Below are 16251 nucleotides of genomic sequence, written 5' to 3' on the forward strand. Positions count from 1 at the left end.
AGATTGTGAGATGTTGTAAAAATAAAAACATCATGATGCACTGCTTTAAAGTTCCAACGCTGCATATTTTGAGCTTATTTTTAGTACTAGCGGCCTGCCGGGGGCAGTCGGCTGAATCTGAAGGTAAAGCAGCTGCACCGCATCCACAGCAAACAAACGCAACTGAACAGCAGCAAGAAAATTCCGACCCGAAGGTGCGTATCATGCCGGGTCACATTGTGATGATGGCGACCGATCTAGACGAAACACAGCAGTTTTATGAAGAACATTTAAATTTTCACACCAATGAGGAAGTGGTTTATGATGGTCTGCGCAGGATCTTTATGAGTGCTTCTGACAATCATCACGAACTGGTTTTGCTGGAATCACGGGTTGAGGAATTTCCGCCAATTGATCAGCGACAATTGCAACAGGTTGCTTTTGAGGTTCCTACGCATGATATACTCGTTGATTATTACAACCACATTAAACAAACGGATATTCCTCATGTGATTAAGGACAACCAAGTGAGTCTTTCAATCTACTTTCCTGATCCCAATGATGTTACCGTGGAGATTTACTGGGATATCAGCGATCAGCCGTTTGGTGAGAAGATGTGGAACGGAAACCAGGAAGATATCACTGAAGAAAAGTTTCTGAATCCGTTTGATAAGATGGAAAAGTAAAATGGGACTACCGGCGAATTGTTAAAGTTACAGCGAATAGCTGACTTTCTGCGGTAGGCGATGAATCGTGAGCAATCGCTTGGTAGGTTATTCTTCACATTGACCCAATTACCGTTTCTTCCTTTGCGATCTGAGGACCTAGGCCATAAGCTGCCATGTGGTGATCTTTCGTCAAAAATTAAAATCCATCCCGATCTGCCAATCTTCAGCCGACTGTTTTTGCCACAGAATCGCGTAGATGCCGCCATTGCCTTTACGTTCTTTGCCGGTAAAATAACGACCGATTTCGAGAATTTTGGAATCCGAAATCTGTCGCAGGTACGATGCTTCGAGATCAACCTGGTAATTCGGATTTTTCATGTAGGCATAGCGTTCCGTGATTCCCGAATAACCGTCTGAACGCATTCCGTTACTAAAATACACCGCGTCTTTCGTGTAAGAGGTGCGGATATGATTCGCCGGATCATGCTGATTAGCAAGATTAACCCATTCTGTTCTCTTTGTATCCAATTGCTGTTTGACAGAATTTGAGACTTTGGAATCAGAAATTTGAGCAAGCAAAACATCGATCTCCTTAGTCCATCTGGTTTCTGTCTTCTTCCATCCCGTCAGCAGAGCATATTGCTTTTGATTCTGCGAAACATCTGCCAGTGTAAGAAATCGAGAATCATCGTGTTTGAACTGTTTTATTTGCTGATAATCAGCCAATTTTCCATCGATTCCAAAATCATCCACAGGATTTACCTGGCTTGAGACCTTAGCATTCCCATCAAAATAGAACAAGTACCCATTGGGAAATAACAGTTGTTGAAATGACTCCCCTTTGTTGACAGACGAAATCCAATCATTCTGTAGGGAAGTGAAATCAGGTTGTGAATAGGCCTGAAATGAAATAAAGGTAAGCAGAGCGGCAGTAAAAAATGATTTCATGATGCAGTTATTGGTTTATACATCCAACCACCACGCTAAGAATAGTTTTTCTAATATACAAATTGCCTGCTTAGAACCTCGAGACACGAGAAATGATTTTTTTCAGCTCACATGTAGTCCAAAAGATAAATCACGGGTTTAATTTGAAGAAGCTCGCTTAAGCGAGCTTGAGGTTTTATCTCTTAGCCTGATGATTCATCTTCAGACGAAAGGATTTTACCTTTATTCTTCGCTTCTAACAATCCCAATATGAAATCTGATTGGTTGCGAAGTCTAAAACTCCATTGCCGTCACAGTAAAAAGATAATGTGCTCACCACGATGTCGACCTATAACAACGAGTACGCCTAAATTATCATCCTTATCAGTCAGCTAATGTGATTGAAGCAGTTCTGTTTCACTGTGTCCCAATAGATAAAAGAGCAACGAGACTGAGCATTAAGCAGCAGGAGAGGAAAAGAGCCATAATCAACAAGGTATCATCAAGATCGATCAGCTATTTTATTTACTCGGCCCAAGAATAGGAGCCATTCACTGGGTTTTGTTTGATAGATCTTTTCACAAGGATCCGTTGTATCTGATGGTAGTCCAAAGTGAGCAACATATTAGTAAGTGGCACTCCAAAGATCCGCTACTTTATAGCGGGTTTGTATTGAAGTTGTTTTAGATAAACTGTTAACTAATAAATAGAAAGCGGGCAAGCAACAGCGGAGTCTGTTTGCTGATAGCGTGGGGGTAGCTGTACAATAAAATTAGGATTTTAATCATTATGTGTATAGATTAATAAAAAATACACATTAACTAAATCGATACAGTTATGCGGACGAATGTAGTGATCGATGACGACTTGATGGATGAAGCCTTAAAAGTGAGTGGATTAAAAACGAAAAAAGATGCTGTGGAAGAGGGCTTGAAGTTGTTAGTCCAGCGCAAAAAACAAGAAAATATCAAAGACTTGCGAGGCAAATTGCACTGGAAAGGTGATTTAGAGGAGATAAGGACTGACAAGAAGTGATTTTAGTAGATACCAGCGTATGGATTGATTATTTCAACGGCGTAGACAATAAACAAACCGAAAACTTTGACCGGATCCTCTCTGAACAGTCAGTTCTTACAGGAGACATTATTCTCACCGAAATTCTACAAGGGTTCGATAGTGACAAAGAGTTTAGAATAGCCAAACAAGCTCTTGATCCGTTAGATTGTGTGCATTTAGGAGGGAAGTCCTTAGCAATAAAAGCAGCATCAAATTTTCGTTTTCTTCGATCGAAAGGCGTAACCATTCGCAAAACCGTAGATATGCTCATCGGAAGTTGGTGCATCGAACATGAAGTGGAGCTGTTACATAATGATAAATACTTCGACCAAATAGCAACTCAGCTACCTCTACAGATATATGTTTAATCAATGTTGTACACCTAACGACATTACGCATAAGGTGCATGCCCTGTGCGCGAGCCTGCCCCGAATGCTGTTGGGGGACTGATAGCGCGAGTTAAGAATTTTCTTAATTGAATACTAACTTCATTTTACGACCGCCAGCCGGTTCAAATTTATTTTTTTTATAAAAAAGTAAAGAGCGTTCAAATTCTGGGAGGGAGGGGGTACATACTTCGATCCGCTTCCAATTACGTTCGAGTCCAAATTTGTTAACTTTGCTAATTAATTTTGAGCCGATCCCTTTTGATCGGTGCTTAGGAGTAACATAGAATTCTTGTATGGTACCAATTTTCCCTCCTGCATATAAAGCAGGGTTCTCTACTAAAGTGACAGTTGCTATTGGATTATTTTCAAGAGATCCAATAATCGCTAAATAATCTCCTTTCCTTAAAAAATCTTTGCAATGATTTACCGTCACATCAAGATCCAAATTGCAAGGTTCATTATTTTTCTTGCGACTAATTTCTTGAATTAACTTGAAAACCATAGTTCCTATTGTTTCTGCATCTTCCGGACTCGCGATATAAAATTTAAGACTCATAGTTAATTAAATTTAAACTACCTAACGATGTTACGCATAAAGTGCATGCCCTGTGGAATGCCACTTGGTGGCCTCCCGATACATCGGGAGATTCCACGAGGGCGCACGAAATAATGTTGAGTTGTAAATAATGAACGAAAAGCTAAAAAGCCAAAACTGGCAAGACCTTAATGCGTGGGTTATGTTTTCCGATTTATTCAGTTCTTGTTTTCCAAGACTCTGGACTTCTTCGCTGATGGAGAATAGCAAAGATAGTTATAATCTCTTCTTCATTGATGAAATAAATAGAAAATGGAAATCGATTTGTTAAAGCTCGATGAACTCTGTCGTTATAAACCACTTGGTGCTGAAGAGGGGAGCGGCTGATTTCTGAAAGTTTTGCGTCAACACAGCGAAAGAATTCTTCACCTAATCCATGATCCTGCTCTTGATACCAATCGTAAGCATCATCTAAATCTTGCTGTGCATCTTCAGTAAGTATTAATGTTTTTGGCACAGCGTCTTATTGATACTTTTGACGAACTTCTTTCCAGGAAGAGCCATTCTCTTTGTCTTCTTCTAAGGTTTTGAGACGCTCCTCTAAAATAGATTTGTGGTGATCGGGGACATCAACCTCTTCAGGATCAGAGGCAATAGAATCCCAGAGAGCTTCGACCAAGAGCAATTTCTCGTTTTTGTTGAGCTGCGAAAGCTTGTTAATTAATGTCTTTTCCATTACAGAAAATTTTGCTTTGTAGTTACAGACTTAAGTTGAATAAAAACGAGTTTGAAAGCAATTAATTGAGTTAGAAATTAGCAAAAGTAGGAGGGAACCTAACGACACTGCGCATAAGGGGCGCACGAAATAATGTTGAGTTGGTTAGTAATGAATGGGAAACTAAAAAGCCAGGTATCGTGCCCTCCGAAGCTTTAGCGTAGGAGGGAGGCCTGTCCGCTTAATGCTCGGATTATGCCGCTAGAATAGCGTAAGTTTAGAAAATGGAAGTTTTATTAAAAAATTGAAATCAAGAATAATCAATTAGAACTATGAAAAAACTTCTCTTTAAGTTTAGAAGAACTGTAGATACCTAAAGTTGCTAAACCCCACAGTAACAAATAAAAACAAAAGGTAACAATCGATGATGTCAGCTTATTTTCGATGAGTTGTCCATTAAATGACACGCTTGAACCGTGCATATAGATATCAAATACATGGACCAAGGCGAAAATCATTAAAATTACGCCAATACTTATCAAAAGTGTTTTGTCTTTAATTATCTTCATGGCAGTTACAATTTAAAATAGCCCTATACGACCTACGGGATAAGCGGCGCAATACGAATCCCGAAATTGGTGATGAATTACATTGTAGCTCAAATCTTCAAATCAAGCAAGGCCAGGGCGATATGCGTCCGCTTAATGCCATGGTTATGTGTTTTTGTATAGCTTTTGATCATATTCAATCAGTTTATCCTTTAGCTCCCGATCTTGTTTTAAGATTTGTTCAAAAAAATTGCTCCATATCTAAGATACGCAACCAATGAATCGACATCTCCAAGTACTATTGGATTCCATTCCCATTGTGAATTTTCTTCATTTAAATAATAGATATTCATTATCTCACTATTTTTTTCAAAGGCGATTTTCAGATCGCCATAGGTGACTTTATCAAGATTTGATCTATTCAGAGCAATTGGTTCATCACGATGTGCTACATATTTTCTTCTATGATCTCTTATCTTTTTAACTAAAGTTTTTAACTCGTCAAGTGAACTATCGATTTTATCATAATATTCCCATGAATGAGCTTTACCAATTTCTTTTGGTATGAACAATGATAGGTTTTTATTACTCCCTTGAACATAGCTATCTGTAAGTTTCGCAATATTTAGAATAGTCCATCTCTAAGTAATTTTAAAACACATAACCTAAGCTTCTACATACAAATTCTCTGTTAGATGTACATACGCATAATATTATGATATGGCACCTAACAGCTTGTACCGCAGATAATTAATACTTTATCTGTACGATTGTAACTTTTGCTGATACACATAATGTGTATGCATAATATATTTTATGTGTCTCTCCTAGACTACCAATTATAGTTCCGCTAATTCCCGAAGGAATCAAAAGCATTCTCCAGCGTATCGCTTTCTTCCTTGTACATTTCGGTATAGCTGCACCTGTTGCAGGTTACGGTAGTGAATCGCTGGTTGTTTTTTTGCAGATCTCTATTAGCACAGAGGGGTGACACCACGTTGTCACTCTCTTTCACTACTTTCACATAGTAATCTTGACTGGAAACTGGGTGCAAGAACCCTGATATTGTCAAAGCTTCAACTACAAAAACAGTAGCAGGAATTATTCTCATCCTGTAATAAACACACAACGCGTATACCCGCAACATGAAACTCGTAACCCGCCACCGCGAAACCCGAAAACCATGGAACTGATCTCAATCGCTTTTATACTTCTCGGAGTCATTCTGGGATACATTATTGCTCATTTCAAAAACAAAAGTAGTCAGGCGCTGAGCAACGAAGAAGCTGAAGCACTGGAGCGGGAGCGAGAGCAGGCCATGCAGACGATCTCCCGCCTTGAAGAGCGCAACGAACGACTTGATGCAGAGATATCCGAAGCTAAAAATAACTACAAGGAGGAACAGAGCCGTGCCAATGAAGCCGAAAAGCAGCTGGCCGAGCTCAATGCTGATTATCGCAATTTAAAAGAGCGCCTTAATGAGCAGAAAGAGGAGATGCAGAATCTGCAGGATAAGTTTAAAGATGAGTTTGAGAACCTGGCGAATAAGATCCTGGAAGAGAAATCCCAGAAATTCACCGAGCAGAATAAAGAAAAGCTGGATCAGCTGCTGAAGCCGCTGGGCGAAAAGATGGAAGAGTTCAAAAAGAAGGTAGAGGAGACCCATAAAGAAGATATCGAGGGACGCAGTTCGCTGAAGCAGCACCTGGAGCATCTTAAAGAGATGAATCAGCAGATGGCGCAGGAGGCCAAGGATCTGACCAAAGCTCTGAAAGGGGATTCCAAGACACAGGGAAGCTGGGGCGAAGTGATCCTGCAGCGTATCCTCGAAAAGTCGGGGTTGACCAAGGGACGCGAATATGAGATCCAGGAAAATCACCGTAGCGAGGACGGACGCAATCTGTACCCGGATGTGGTGGTATATCTGCCGGACGATAAGCGGCTGGTGGTGGATTCCAAGGTATCGCTTAAAGCATATGAGGAATTTACTTCAGCCGAGGATGAAGCGGAACAGGAAAAGGCGCTGAAACAGCATATAAACTCGCTGCGCAGTCATGTGAAGGGACTCAGTAAGAAAAATTACGAACAGCTGTACGGCGGAAACAGTCCCGATTTTGTGCTGATGTTTGTGCCTATTGAGTCAGCTTTCGGCGTGGCCCTTCAGCACGATGCCAGCCTCTATTATGATGCTTTTGACAAGAATATCGTTATAGTGAGTCCCTCTACGCTGCTGGCGACGCTGGCCACGATCGACAGCGTATGGAAGCAGGAGTATCAGAATAAAAATGCACAGAAAATTGCCGAACGCGGCGGCAAGTTATATGACAAGTTTGTGCTTTTTGTCGAGAGCCTGGAAGAGATCGGCATGCGCATTCGCCAGTCGCAGGAAAGCTACGATCAGGCGATGAAACGACTGAAAACAGGTCGCGGTGATTTAATCGGTCAGGCGGATAAGCTGCGTAAGTTGGGTGCTAATAACAGCAAGAAACTGTCCAGCGATCTGACAGAAGAGACAGGCCATCTGGAAGAATCCAACGGTGAAGAACAATCCGAGCTGGAACTGAGTAATTAGATATATCATCATCTTAAAGATATAACATTCTGTGTTGGGAGGGAGTTGTACTCCCGACCTAAAGAGCCGGTCATCCTAGCAACATGTTCGGAGGTACAACCTCCTCACAACTACGAGGTTGTACCCCCGACCTGACGAGATACCTTGATCTCGTTGCATACCTCTGTACGGAATGTACGTATAGACACTCTGCGGCCAGGTTTTATACTGACTAAAGCAGGAAATCGGGAATAGCTTTTCCATATCAGTATTTATGCTAAAGCATTTTCACCAATTCGCCCCGGACCCCGTTTTAAAACCAACCTTCCCTTCCTCACTCGCTAAGGCCGATATTTCAAATGGATAGCTTACTAAAAGAAGGTGCAAAATTTGGTGCCGACTTTACGGTTTTCAATCGGGCCTTAGAATTGTAACTGAGGCTAAAGGATGCGGGTGTGAATTTTGTACCGGTACTATATTAAATACATGTTTTGCAAGAAAAAGGACCATCAAAATTCACGCATCCTGCAAGTCGAAGCTATCTTCACAATTCTTCCGCCTTGATTTTTTAGTACCTTTTGGATCAAGCCAAAAGGTACACCGCTGAAATGGATAAAATTCACTTCCACATTATCTTACACCCATCGTCCGTTCCGGAAAATCACTGGAACCGACACTTCCCTCCAGGGAAGATTTTCTATTGCCGTTTTTTATGAACTTAGCCCCTACATACTCTGCTGGTGGTCACACTGTAAAGAATCCATCACCTATTCACCCCCGACTTTTAATACAACCTCCAACTAGATCAATTAATAATTTTATTTGTGGCAAAAGCTTTTCATATTCTCGCCTTATGAAAAAGATCTCATTTTTAAGTTTACTGGTTTTATTACTGCTCATATCATCACAAGTCCGGGCGCAAAGCGAGATATCGATAAGTGCGCGGGATGATCTCAAAAATGCTTCCAAGGCCCGTACCATTGCTCTTAGTAATACAGTGCTATCGATTGGTACAGGCGTGGCTGCTGTTCGCTTATTTGATAATAATACAATCGAAACTGCAGGTGCCATTTTGGGAGTTTATGGAGTGATAGTAGCGCCTTCGACTGGTAATTTTTATGCTGAAGATTTTCCTCGCGGAGCTATCGGTATGGGTATTCGCACAGTAGGCTCATACCTGATGGTAGATGCCACCAGTGAAATTTTTGGCCGGGAGTTTGCCGATGCTCTGGGCGTTGACAACAAGGAGGTCTCACTTACGGATACAAAGATACTAATTGGGGAAGCATTAATTCTCGGCAGTATGATCTACAATGTCATAAGCACAAAAGCCTCGGTCGATGAATACAATCAGCAAAATAACAGATTTGGGCTGAATATTACGCCAGCCGTTATAGATGATAAAGTAGCTCCGACACTTACCGCCAGCTTCCGTTTTTAATTTTGGCTTGCCACTTCTGAATCAGGTTGCAGGGTTTTAACAAATGACGCCAGTGTATCTCCGTCATGATTGGATACGGCGGCATACCATATATCATTCCATTTCCAGGAGACAACATGCTTGTTGTTTACTTTATGGATGTAATAATCCTCAGGCTCATCACATTTTTTAACGGCTTCCTGATCCAGTACTAGCTGTTTGAATTTTTTGAGCTTATCGAGACGGAAGGCAAAAATATAAACATACTGATCTTCGGCAGGTAGGTAATATTCAATCATCGGGGCCTTATAGTTGGGGACAAAATCCACATAGGCAATTCCTTTAAGTTCGGCTTTCTTAAGATCAGGAACTCTCATTGGCATATCATATTCTTGTGCTAAGCGCATTTCGGCAGATCCCAAACTGGCAGTGGCTATATTGGGAGATATCAGCTGTCCCTCATTTTTTTGGAAATGCTCGTAAGCGTATTCTTCAAGATTATAAACTTGTTGAGAATCGGGCACCGGACCATAAAAGTTAAAGAAACTCCACAGCGCTGCAATGAGTAAAAGACCGGCAGCAATTGAATAAATCCATCGTTGGTGGGCTTTTCGGGAAGCCGTTTCGGTTTCTCCAACATTTTGTACCTGCCGGCCGGGGTTTATACACGGTTTATCATATACCGGGACGTGCTGTTCTTCTGATAGTTCTTTTTCACAAATATTTTGCACATATTTTCGCAGATATTCAGGGGCCTTGGCATAGGGACATCGGGAACTTATCAGAGATTTTATTTTTTTGATGGAATGATATTCCCGCCGAACCTCATCGTCCCGCTCGATAAATTCCATAAAGGCCTTACGCTCTTCTTCGCTGACCTCGTTATCGATAACAGCAGAAATTAAACTGAATGCTTCTTCTTTCGTTAGCTCGTTCTTACACATAATTGATATTTCATCTGCAGGATATTCCCCTTATTGAGAGTTGCATATATTCACCTTTTCAACATAGTCACCAATAGCAGTGTTCCGAATTTTTAAAGTAATATTGTACTGTCACTTATTACAAGATCAGCCACTTGTTTCGGCTGATAAAATATGGAATCCCTTAAGCAGTGGTAACGTGGTGTCAATTTGATCATGTATTGTTTTGCTAATTTCTTGCGTATCAAAGAATTGTCTTATCTCAAACCTTTGGTCTGCCAGCATCTGTTTAAAGCCTTCTGCGGGGGTGTGAAACTGGAGCTGTTCTCCGACCACTCGAACACTTATTTTATACACGGAACGATGTAAAAAAGGGAGTTCATCCAGGGCAAAATGTGTGCTGATCAGAGCGGTGCTGTGCGAGAAATTATTACGAATCTTGTATAGTGTTTCTTCTACGGAGCATGGTGCCAGGTAATCAAAAAATCCTTCGGCTGCGACAATGGTTTTCTTATCCGGATCAATTTTTTGATGGGAGAGGGGTATTGACGACTGATCGTTAGTAATAATGCGGGGGTGCGGCTGGTCGGGATAATATTTTTGGAGAAACTGCTGTTTCAGTCGCCCCATCTTTGGTCTGTCAATTTCAAAGCAGGGAACTCCATCCCCGGAAAAATGGTATCCCAGGTGATCAAATCCAGCGCCAAGTATAATAATTTGTTCATATCCCTGATCAATAAGTTGCCTGGTCATTCGCTGCATATACCACTTACGGGCGATGATATGCAGCAGATCCCCGGGCAGAAGCAGTTCTTCTGACCAGATGTAAAGCCTGCGAACCCAGTTAAGCCGCAGCCAGTTTCGGTAGTAGGAAAGAGGTTTGGGAAGCGACTGTACGAGCCGGTCATAAAAGGTGATTACAGATTCATCAAACAGGGATCGGAAACGGCTGTCGCGCGTGAGTCCATAAAACTTTATGGCAACAAAAGCCGCTGTTTTACTGAGCTGGTCTGATTTCATTCTTTTGAAGAAGCATTAGGTTTAACAACAGGTCTATAATAATAGTCAAGGATCTAGTACAACGATAAATGTAATGACTATTAAAGTCACATTTCTTCTAAGTACTCTGCTCTGATATGTAAATCATTTCTTGTTGTGCAGAAGATTGGCTCTGAGAAATGAGATGTTGAAAAGAAAGGAACGGGTTACTATTTCACGGGTTTAAATAAACGGGGGTCTGGGGCGAATCGCGGGAAAAGAGAATTTAGAATAAGTACTAGCGTGGAATAGCTATTCCTGTTTTCCTGTTTTAATTAGATCAAAATCTACGATTCCCCCAGCGCTTTTTTCGTTCATTTTTTGGCGACAAAAAATGGACAATGTCTCATTTGCTTCAACTCCACTGGTTCCGATCCTCCGGTATGGATTAGACAAAAGAGATAAGAAACGAGTGACCATGGAAAAACCATCCTTAAAACTGAGCAATAGAAAAACGAGTCCATGGCTCTTCATCAGGCGGAGCCAGTTCAAACTGTAATTCCTGATTCATTGTGGGATGCTCAAACACTAGCTCTACGGCACGGAGTGCCATATCACGACCATCAGGCTGATCAGCTCCGTATTTGTAATCGCCCCAGATTGGATATCCTTCATGAGCCAGCTGTACCCGTATTTGATGCGGACGCCCCGTCTGTAAGTGAATAGCCAGCAGGTTTAGGTCATTCACAACTTCGAGCCTGGAGAATGACAGGATCGCTTCTTTGCCTTGCTTGCGATCCTTTGGTACAACGTCCACAATGTTCTTGTCGCGATCTTTATAAAGGTGATGGGTGAGCATTCCATTTTTAGGCGGATCTCCCTGCGTTACAGCCCAATAGGTCTTCTGCATCGTACGATCACGCATTTGCTTCGAAAGATGATCGGCACTTTTGTGCGTTTTTGCCAAAAGCATCAAACCGCCCACGGGACGATCCAGCCGGTGGATCAATCCCAGAAAAGGATCATTTTTCTTGCTGGAACTCCTTAAATACCGTTTACACAGCGATAGAACGTCTGGATCGCCGGTATGATCTTCCTGTGAAAGTACATTGGCCGGTTTATCAATGAGGAGAATGTGAGCATCCTCATAAACAATAGAGAGATTCGGACTGGTATTCGTCTGCTTCATTATGACTATCTTAAGAGAACTTATTTTCTATAAGTGATGGTTTCTTCCTGTGATCCAACCTGAATTTTGAAGTCGCCGGGTTCTGTAATCCATTTATTTTCTCTACCGATAAAAGCAAGGTCATCGGCAGTTATGGTAAAAGTGACTTTTTGAGATGAACCGGCTTTGAGATCAACTTTCTGAAATCCCCTCAGCCGTTTTACCGGAGGAGTGATGCTCGCTACAAGGTCACTGACATAAAGCTGTACCACTTCTTTACCGTCGCGAGCGCCGGTGTTGGTCACATCAACCGAAATCTGTAATTCGTCACCTTCTGTAAAATCACTTGAGCTAACCTGCAGGTTGTTGTATTCAAAAGTAGTATAGCTGAGTCCATGGCCAAACTCCCACTGTGGATTAAATCCTAAGGGTCCTGTTTCATCGGTATAATTGTGATCATAAGTGACAAGATCATTGACTCCGCCGGGATAGGTAAAGGGAAGCTCACCACTCGGATTTTGATCTCCGAAAAGAATATCTGCGGTCGCGCGCCCGCCTTCATCACCGGGCAGGTAAGCCATCAGTACGGCATCCGACAGCGGTTCGATATCGTTGATAATTCTCGGCCGTCCCTCGACAAGCACTAACACGATTGGTGTATCTGTTTCGCTTACTTTCTTGACAAGATCGCGTTGTGCTTCTGGCAGCCACAGGTCGGCAATATCTCCGGGCGTTTCGGTATAAGTTGACTCTCCGACCGCGATGACAGCTACATCAGAGTCGTTTGCTGCTTCCACAGCCTCCTCGATATTTGTTGCTTCATCGATAGTGCTGCCTTCAACAAAATTCACATTATCAGCACCGATTTTATCTTGTATAGCCCGCAAGATGGTTTTTTTACCTGGCGTATTGTATTCGGGATTATCACCCTGCCAGGTCCGGGACCATCCGCCGTTCAGATAAATCATCGAATTGGCTGACGGTCCGGTAACTAGCACCTTTTGGTTTTTGGGCAGCGGAAGCAGGTCGTTTTCATTTTTCAGCAGGGTAATCGCTTCAACAGCTGACTGGTAACTGGCTTCTGCAAATTCATCGGAGGCAAATTTAGAGTAGTCGGTATCTTCGGGATAAGGATTTTCAAATAATCCCAGCTTAAACTTCAGGGTCAGAATTCGACGAACGGATTCATTAATCCGACTCATCGGAACTTCCCCCTCCTCAACCAGCTCCTTTAACAGCCGGGGAAATTCCGTATCTACAGGTACCATGCTCATATCGATACCCGCATTAATTGCAACCTTAATCGATTCCTTATAATCTTCCGTGATTTTGTGCCGGTCATGCAGATAAATAATATCGGACCAATCAGAGACGGCCACCCCTTCGAATCCCATTTCATTGCGCAACAGGTCGGTGAGAATTTCTTTATTGGCGTGAACGGGAATTCCATTTATTTCGCCCGAGTTGATCATTACTGTATGTGCTCCCGCATCCACGGCAGCTGTGAAGGGAGGAAGTACATATTCGCGAAGTTGTCGCTCCGGAATCCATGCCACCGTACGATCGTGTCCCGACTGCGGAAGACTGTAGCCAAGGAAGTGTTTCAATGTCGAGGCCACGTTATACGGACTGCTTATATCATCACCTTCATATCCCTCAACCATAGCGACTCCCATTTCTTCAGTGAGATAGACATCCTCCCCAAATGTTTCCCAGAGCCGCGGCCAGCGGACATCACGACCGATATCGAGAACAGGAGAAAAATTCCAGGGAATATATGAGGCTCTTGTTTCATAAGCCGCTATTTCGGCTCCGCGCTTTGTCAACTCCCTGTTCCAGGTAGCGGCCATGGCAATCTGTTGCGGAAACAGTGTGGATCCCAGCGTATAATTAGCCCCGTGAATAGAGTCGATCCCATAAAGCACCGGAATGCCGGTTGGCTTTTCATTTACAGCGATATCCTGAATCCTTTTGATAATTTTGTGCCAGTATTCGCGTTCAAAAGCATGATTTGGGACATTAAGTATGGATCCGACCCGGTACTCAAGAAGTACCTCTTCCAGTTTTTCCTCCGACAGCTGATGCGGTTCAACAGTATTGTAAGGTTCACCCTCCGAGATCATATCAAGGGCCAGCTGTGTCATTTCGCCAACTTTATCGGTGAGCGTCATATTTTGCATCACCGAATCCACTTTTTGATCAATTTCGTCGGAGCTCAGTGAGGTTTGCTGGGCAAAACCGAGACTCGGTAGAAGAAAAAAGGAAAGGATAGAAATGGTAAGCCAACGTACTATATTTTTCATACTCTTGTAAGTTTTATTCAAGGAAATTATTTATCCTCTGAGTTAAAATAGAAACACATATTTCCTAATAGTCTTTCTTTCTGATAAGAAAGCATCATCTGCCTTAATTTTCAATTTATTTCACTCTTGTATTTATCACACTTGTAATAGCTGAAATTTCATTATCGTTTGAACATCAGTAAGTTTGAACGTAGTAAAACAGATCTAAGAAAATATAGTATTGTATAATGAGCAGCCAGCATGCAGAAATGGATGTAGAAGAAAAGGTGGATAATCTGCCGTATTCGCCTGGAGTATATATGTTTAAGGACAGTAAAGATCGCTTGTTGTACGTCGGCAAGGCAAAGCGGCTGCGAAATCGTGTACGTTCCTATTTTCAGGATTCCAATGATCATGACGGACGTATAAAGGTGATGATTGGCAAGATCAAAGATCTCGAGGTTATTGTAACTGATTCAGAATCGGAAGCGCTGATATTGGAAAATAATCTCATCAAAAAACATCAGCCGCGCTACAATATTCTCTATCGGGATGATAAATCCTACCCCTATATCTGTGTTACCAATGATGATTTTCCCCGGGTTTTTCCTACTCGCACAGTGATCAATGACGGCAGCAAATATTATGGTCCATATGACAGCGTAAAGCATATGAAGCGTATGCTGGAGACAATCCGAAAGGCATTTAACCTGTGTACTTGTGCCGTTCATCCCAAAAATATTGATCGCACCAAAGGTGCTCCCAGATGGCATTCCTGTTTTGATGACTACCTGGAGAGCTGTTCCGGCGACTGGGATCAGGAGGAATATCAGGCTGCTATTGATAAAGTTGAGCGAATGCTTAATGGGCGAATGGATGCGCTTATTCGCGATCTTAAAGAAGAGATGTCGATTGCGTCTGATGCACTAGAGTATGAAAAGGCGGCACGGATCCGTGATAGCCTAAAAGCTGTACAAAAGTATAGCAAGAAGATGAAAATGGTAGCCGGTAAAAAGGTTGATCGCGACTTGTTTGCTATCCGCGTTGATGAGGAGATCAATGAAGCCTGCGGCGTATTATTTAAGGTGCGTGAAGGGAAACTCATCAGTAAATTTCATCGATTTCTGAAGAATATAGAGCATCTCGAAAAAGGAGAGATGCTGCAGTCGTTTGTTGAGGATTATTACACGGGCCAGCATGCGGGAGCTATCCCTGATGAAGTATATGTTAGTGATGAATTACAGAATGATGAACCGCTGGCTCAGTATCTTTGGGAAGAACGTGGAAAAAAAGTTCGAATTCATCGTCCGCAGCGAGGTGAAAAAGCAAAGATGATCCGCATGGCGCTGTCAAATGCCAAATTTCTGTTGGGTGAACGAAAGCTTGAAAAAGAAAAAGCCGCTCAAAAACGCATCCCGCACTCTGTAAAAGAATTAAAAGAGCAGCTGGATCTGCAGCGATTGCCGCGCCGTATTGAATGTTTTGATAACTCAAACCTGCAGGGCAGCGATCCGGTAGCTTCAATGGTATGTTTTGTTGATGCCCGCCCCAAAAAGAGCGAGTATAAGCGATTCCATATCAAAACAGTTGAAGGACCGGATGATTTTGCATCTATGAAAGAGGTATTGAGTCGTCGCTATAAAAGAGTGATGGATGAAAAGCAACACATCCCGGATTTAATTGTCGTTGACGGGGGCAAAGGACAGCTTAGCAGTGCTGTTGAAGCTCTCGAAGAGATCGGGTTTTATGGTGAATGCGAAGTTATAGGACTGGCAAAACGTCTTGAGGAAGTATTTGTACCGGATCGCTCGGATCCTGTCATGATCCCTAAGAAATCATCGGCCTTGAAACTGTTGCAAAAAGTACGGGACGAAGCTCACCGATTTGCCGTGTCTTTCCATCGCAAAACCCGGTCGAAACGCACAATCCAGACTGAATTGACGCAAATTGACGGTATTGGTGAAAAAACAGCGCAACAACTGTTGAAAACGTTTGGATCGGTAAAAGAGGTACGGGAAACTTCAATGGAAGACTTACAAGAGGAAGTAGGGCCCAAGACCGGTGAAAATGTTTATTATTATTTCCATAATTCCGAGGAAGAATAGCAGGTCC

At 42.4% G+C, this 16251-nt stretch carries 16 protein-coding genes; 6 read left to right on the forward strand and 10 right to left on the reverse strand.

The genetic code is table 11. The features are described 5' to 3' along the window. Window positions 1-68 precede the first annotated feature (68 nt). Window positions 69-665: a VOC family protein gene (locus ACT3ID_RS10935; protein ID WP_491542069.1), complete on the forward strand. Its 597-nt coding sequence runs from the start codon at window positions 69-71 to the stop codon at window positions 663-665. A gap of 171 nt (window positions 666-836) precedes the next feature. On the opposite strand, the gene ACT3ID_RS10940 is transcribed toward ACT3ID_RS10935, so the two are convergent. Continuing rightward, window positions 837-1595 (reverse strand): Cif family virulence factor, encoded by a 759-nt coding sequence (locus ACT3ID_RS10940; protein ID WP_491542070.1) that lies wholly within the window; start codon window positions 1593-1595, stop codon window positions 837-839. Window positions 1596-2411: 816 nt separating this feature from the next. Between ACT3ID_RS10940 and ACT3ID_RS10945 the strand changes: the two genes are divergently transcribed. Continuing rightward, the gene (locus tag ACT3ID_RS10945; protein ID WP_491542071.1) at window positions 2412-2609 is read left to right on the forward strand and encodes a type II toxin-antitoxin system VapB family antitoxin; all 198 of its coding nucleotides are present in this window, start codon (window positions 2412-2414) and stop codon (window positions 2607-2609) included. Next, a complete protein-coding gene (gene vapC / locus ACT3ID_RS10950) occupies window positions 2606-2998 on the forward strand; it encodes a type II toxin-antitoxin system VapC family toxin (protein WP_491542072.1) in 393 nt (130 codons plus the stop codon). The genes ACT3ID_RS10945 and vapC overlap by 4 nt, the downstream gene beginning before the upstream one ends. A 103-nt stretch (window positions 2999-3101) precedes the next feature. Here vapC and ACT3ID_RS10955 read toward each other — a convergent pair whose 3' ends face one another. The 5 genes from ACT3ID_RS10955 to ACT3ID_RS10975 all read right to left on the reverse strand — a co-directional run bounded on the left by ACT3ID_RS10955 (window position 3102) and on the right by ACT3ID_RS10975 (window position 5964). Continuing rightward, on the reverse strand, window positions 3102-3575 hold the full coding sequence (locus tag ACT3ID_RS10955) for a GNAT family N-acetyltransferase (RefSeq protein ID WP_491542073.1): 474 nt from the start codon (window positions 3573-3575) through the stop codon (window positions 3102-3104). A gap of 193 nt (window positions 3576-3768) precedes the next feature. Continuing rightward, the gene (locus ACT3ID_RS10960; RefSeq protein ID WP_491542074.1) at window positions 3769-4071 is read right to left on the reverse strand and encodes a type II toxin-antitoxin system RelE/ParE family toxin; all 303 of its coding nucleotides are present in this window, start codon (window positions 4069-4071) and stop codon (window positions 3769-3771) included. Between the two features lie 6 nt (window positions 4072-4077). Then, window positions 4078-4290, reverse strand: coding sequence for an addiction module protein (locus ACT3ID_RS10965; RefSeq protein WP_491542075.1), 213 nt, complete (start codon window positions 4288-4290; stop codon window positions 4078-4080). Window positions 4291-5047: 757 nt separating this feature from the next. Next, a complete protein-coding gene (locus tag ACT3ID_RS10970) occupies window positions 5048-5449 on the reverse strand; it encodes an AbiU2 domain-containing protein (protein ID WP_491542258.1) in 402 nt (133 codons plus the stop codon). Between the two features lie 218 nt (window positions 5450-5667). Further along, a complete protein-coding gene (locus tag ACT3ID_RS10975) occupies window positions 5668-5964 on the reverse strand; it encodes a zinc ribbon domain-containing protein (protein ID WP_491542076.1) in 297 nt (98 codons plus the stop codon). Window positions 5965-6000: 36 nt separating this feature from the next. Here ACT3ID_RS10975 and ACT3ID_RS10980 point away from each other — a divergent pair, with 36 nt between their 5' ends. Next, window positions 6001-7389, forward strand: coding sequence for a DNA recombination protein RmuC (locus tag ACT3ID_RS10980; RefSeq protein WP_491542077.1), 1389 nt, complete (start codon window positions 6001-6003; stop codon window positions 7387-7389). An 832-nt stretch (window positions 7390-8221) separates the two neighbouring features. Further along, window positions 8222-8809, forward strand: coding sequence for a hypothetical protein (locus ACT3ID_RS10985; protein WP_491542078.1), 588 nt, complete (start codon window positions 8222-8224; stop codon window positions 8807-8809). Here ACT3ID_RS10985 and ACT3ID_RS10990 read toward each other — a convergent pair. From ACT3ID_RS10990 to ACT3ID_RS11005, 4 genes are all read right to left on the reverse strand, one after another. Further along, window positions 8806-9732, reverse strand: coding sequence for an anti-sigma factor family protein (locus ACT3ID_RS10990; protein ID WP_491542079.1), 927 nt, complete (start codon window positions 9730-9732; stop codon window positions 8806-8808). The genes ACT3ID_RS10985 and ACT3ID_RS10990 overlap by 4 nt on opposite strands. A gap of 126 nt (window positions 9733-9858) precedes the next feature. Further along, window positions 9859-10731, reverse strand: a complete 873-nt coding sequence (locus ACT3ID_RS10995) for a class I SAM-dependent methyltransferase (protein WP_491542080.1) — start codon at window positions 10729-10731, stop codon at window positions 9859-9861. A 451-nt stretch (window positions 10732-11182) separates the two neighbouring features. Further along, window positions 11183-11878, reverse strand: coding sequence for an RluA family pseudouridine synthase (locus tag ACT3ID_RS11000; RefSeq protein WP_491542081.1), 696 nt, complete (start codon window positions 11876-11878; stop codon window positions 11183-11185). A gap of 20 nt (window positions 11879-11898) precedes the next feature. After that, on the reverse strand, window positions 11899-14160 hold the full coding sequence (locus ACT3ID_RS11005; RefSeq protein WP_491542082.1) for a glycoside hydrolase family 3 N-terminal domain-containing protein: 2262 nt from the start codon (window positions 14158-14160) through the stop codon (window positions 11899-11901). A gap of 227 nt (window positions 14161-14387) precedes the next feature. On the opposite strand from ACT3ID_RS11005, the gene uvrC reads away from it, so the two are divergent. Beyond that, window positions 14388-16244, forward strand: coding sequence for an excinuclease ABC subunit UvrC (gene uvrC, locus ACT3ID_RS11010; protein WP_491542083.1), 1857 nt, complete (start codon window positions 14388-14390; stop codon window positions 16242-16244). Window positions 16245-16251: the final 7 nt, after the last annotated feature.

Source organism: Fodinibius sp. GM108 (assembly GCF_058386985.1).

What these genes read in the sequence shown, in the direction of transcription:
- ACT3ID_RS10980 (WP_491542077.1), top strand. Translation starts at nt 6,001, where the DNA reads ATGGAACTGATCTCAATCGCTTTTATACTTCTCGGAGTCATTCTGGGA.
- ACT3ID_RS10995 (WP_491542080.1), bottom strand. Translation starts at nt 10,731, where the DNA reads ATGAAATCAGACCAGCTCAGTAAAACAGCGGCTTTTGTTGCCATAAAG.
- ACT3ID_RS10955 (WP_491542073.1), bottom strand. Translation starts at nt 3,575, where the DNA reads ATGAGTCTTAAATTTTATATCGCGAGTCCGGAAGATGCAGAAACAATA.
- ACT3ID_RS10940 (WP_491542070.1), bottom strand. Translation starts at nt 1,595, where the DNA reads ATGAAATCATTTTTTACTGCCGCTCTGCTTACCTTTATTTCATTTCAG.
- ACT3ID_RS11005 (WP_491542082.1), bottom strand. Translation starts at nt 14,160, where the DNA reads ATGAAAAATATAGTACGTTGGCTTACCATTTCTATCCTTTCCTTTTTT.
- ACT3ID_RS10990 (WP_491542079.1), bottom strand. Translation starts at nt 9,732, where the DNA reads ATGTGTAAGAACGAGCTAACGAAAGAAGAAGCATTCAGTTTAATTTCT.
- ACT3ID_RS10945 (WP_491542071.1), top strand. Translation starts at nt 2,412, where the DNA reads ATGCGGACGAATGTAGTGATCGATGACGACTTGATGGATGAAGCCTTA.
- uvrC (WP_491542083.1), top strand. Translation starts at nt 14,388, where the DNA reads ATGAGCAGCCAGCATGCAGAAATGGATGTAGAAGAAAAGGTGGATAAT.
- ACT3ID_RS10965 (WP_491542075.1), bottom strand. Translation starts at nt 4,290, where the DNA reads ATGGAAAAGACATTAATTAACAAGCTTTCGCAGCTCAACAAAAACGAG.
- ACT3ID_RS11000 (WP_491542081.1), bottom strand. Translation starts at nt 11,878, where the DNA reads ATGAAGCAGACGAATACCAGTCCGAATCTCTCTATTGTTTATGAGGAT.
- ACT3ID_RS10975 (WP_491542076.1), bottom strand. Translation starts at nt 5,964, where the DNA reads ATGTTGCGGGTATACGCGTTGTGTGTTTATTACAGGATGAGAATAATT.
- ACT3ID_RS10985 (WP_491542078.1), top strand. Translation starts at nt 8,222, where the DNA reads ATGAAAAAGATCTCATTTTTAAGTTTACTGGTTTTATTACTGCTCATA.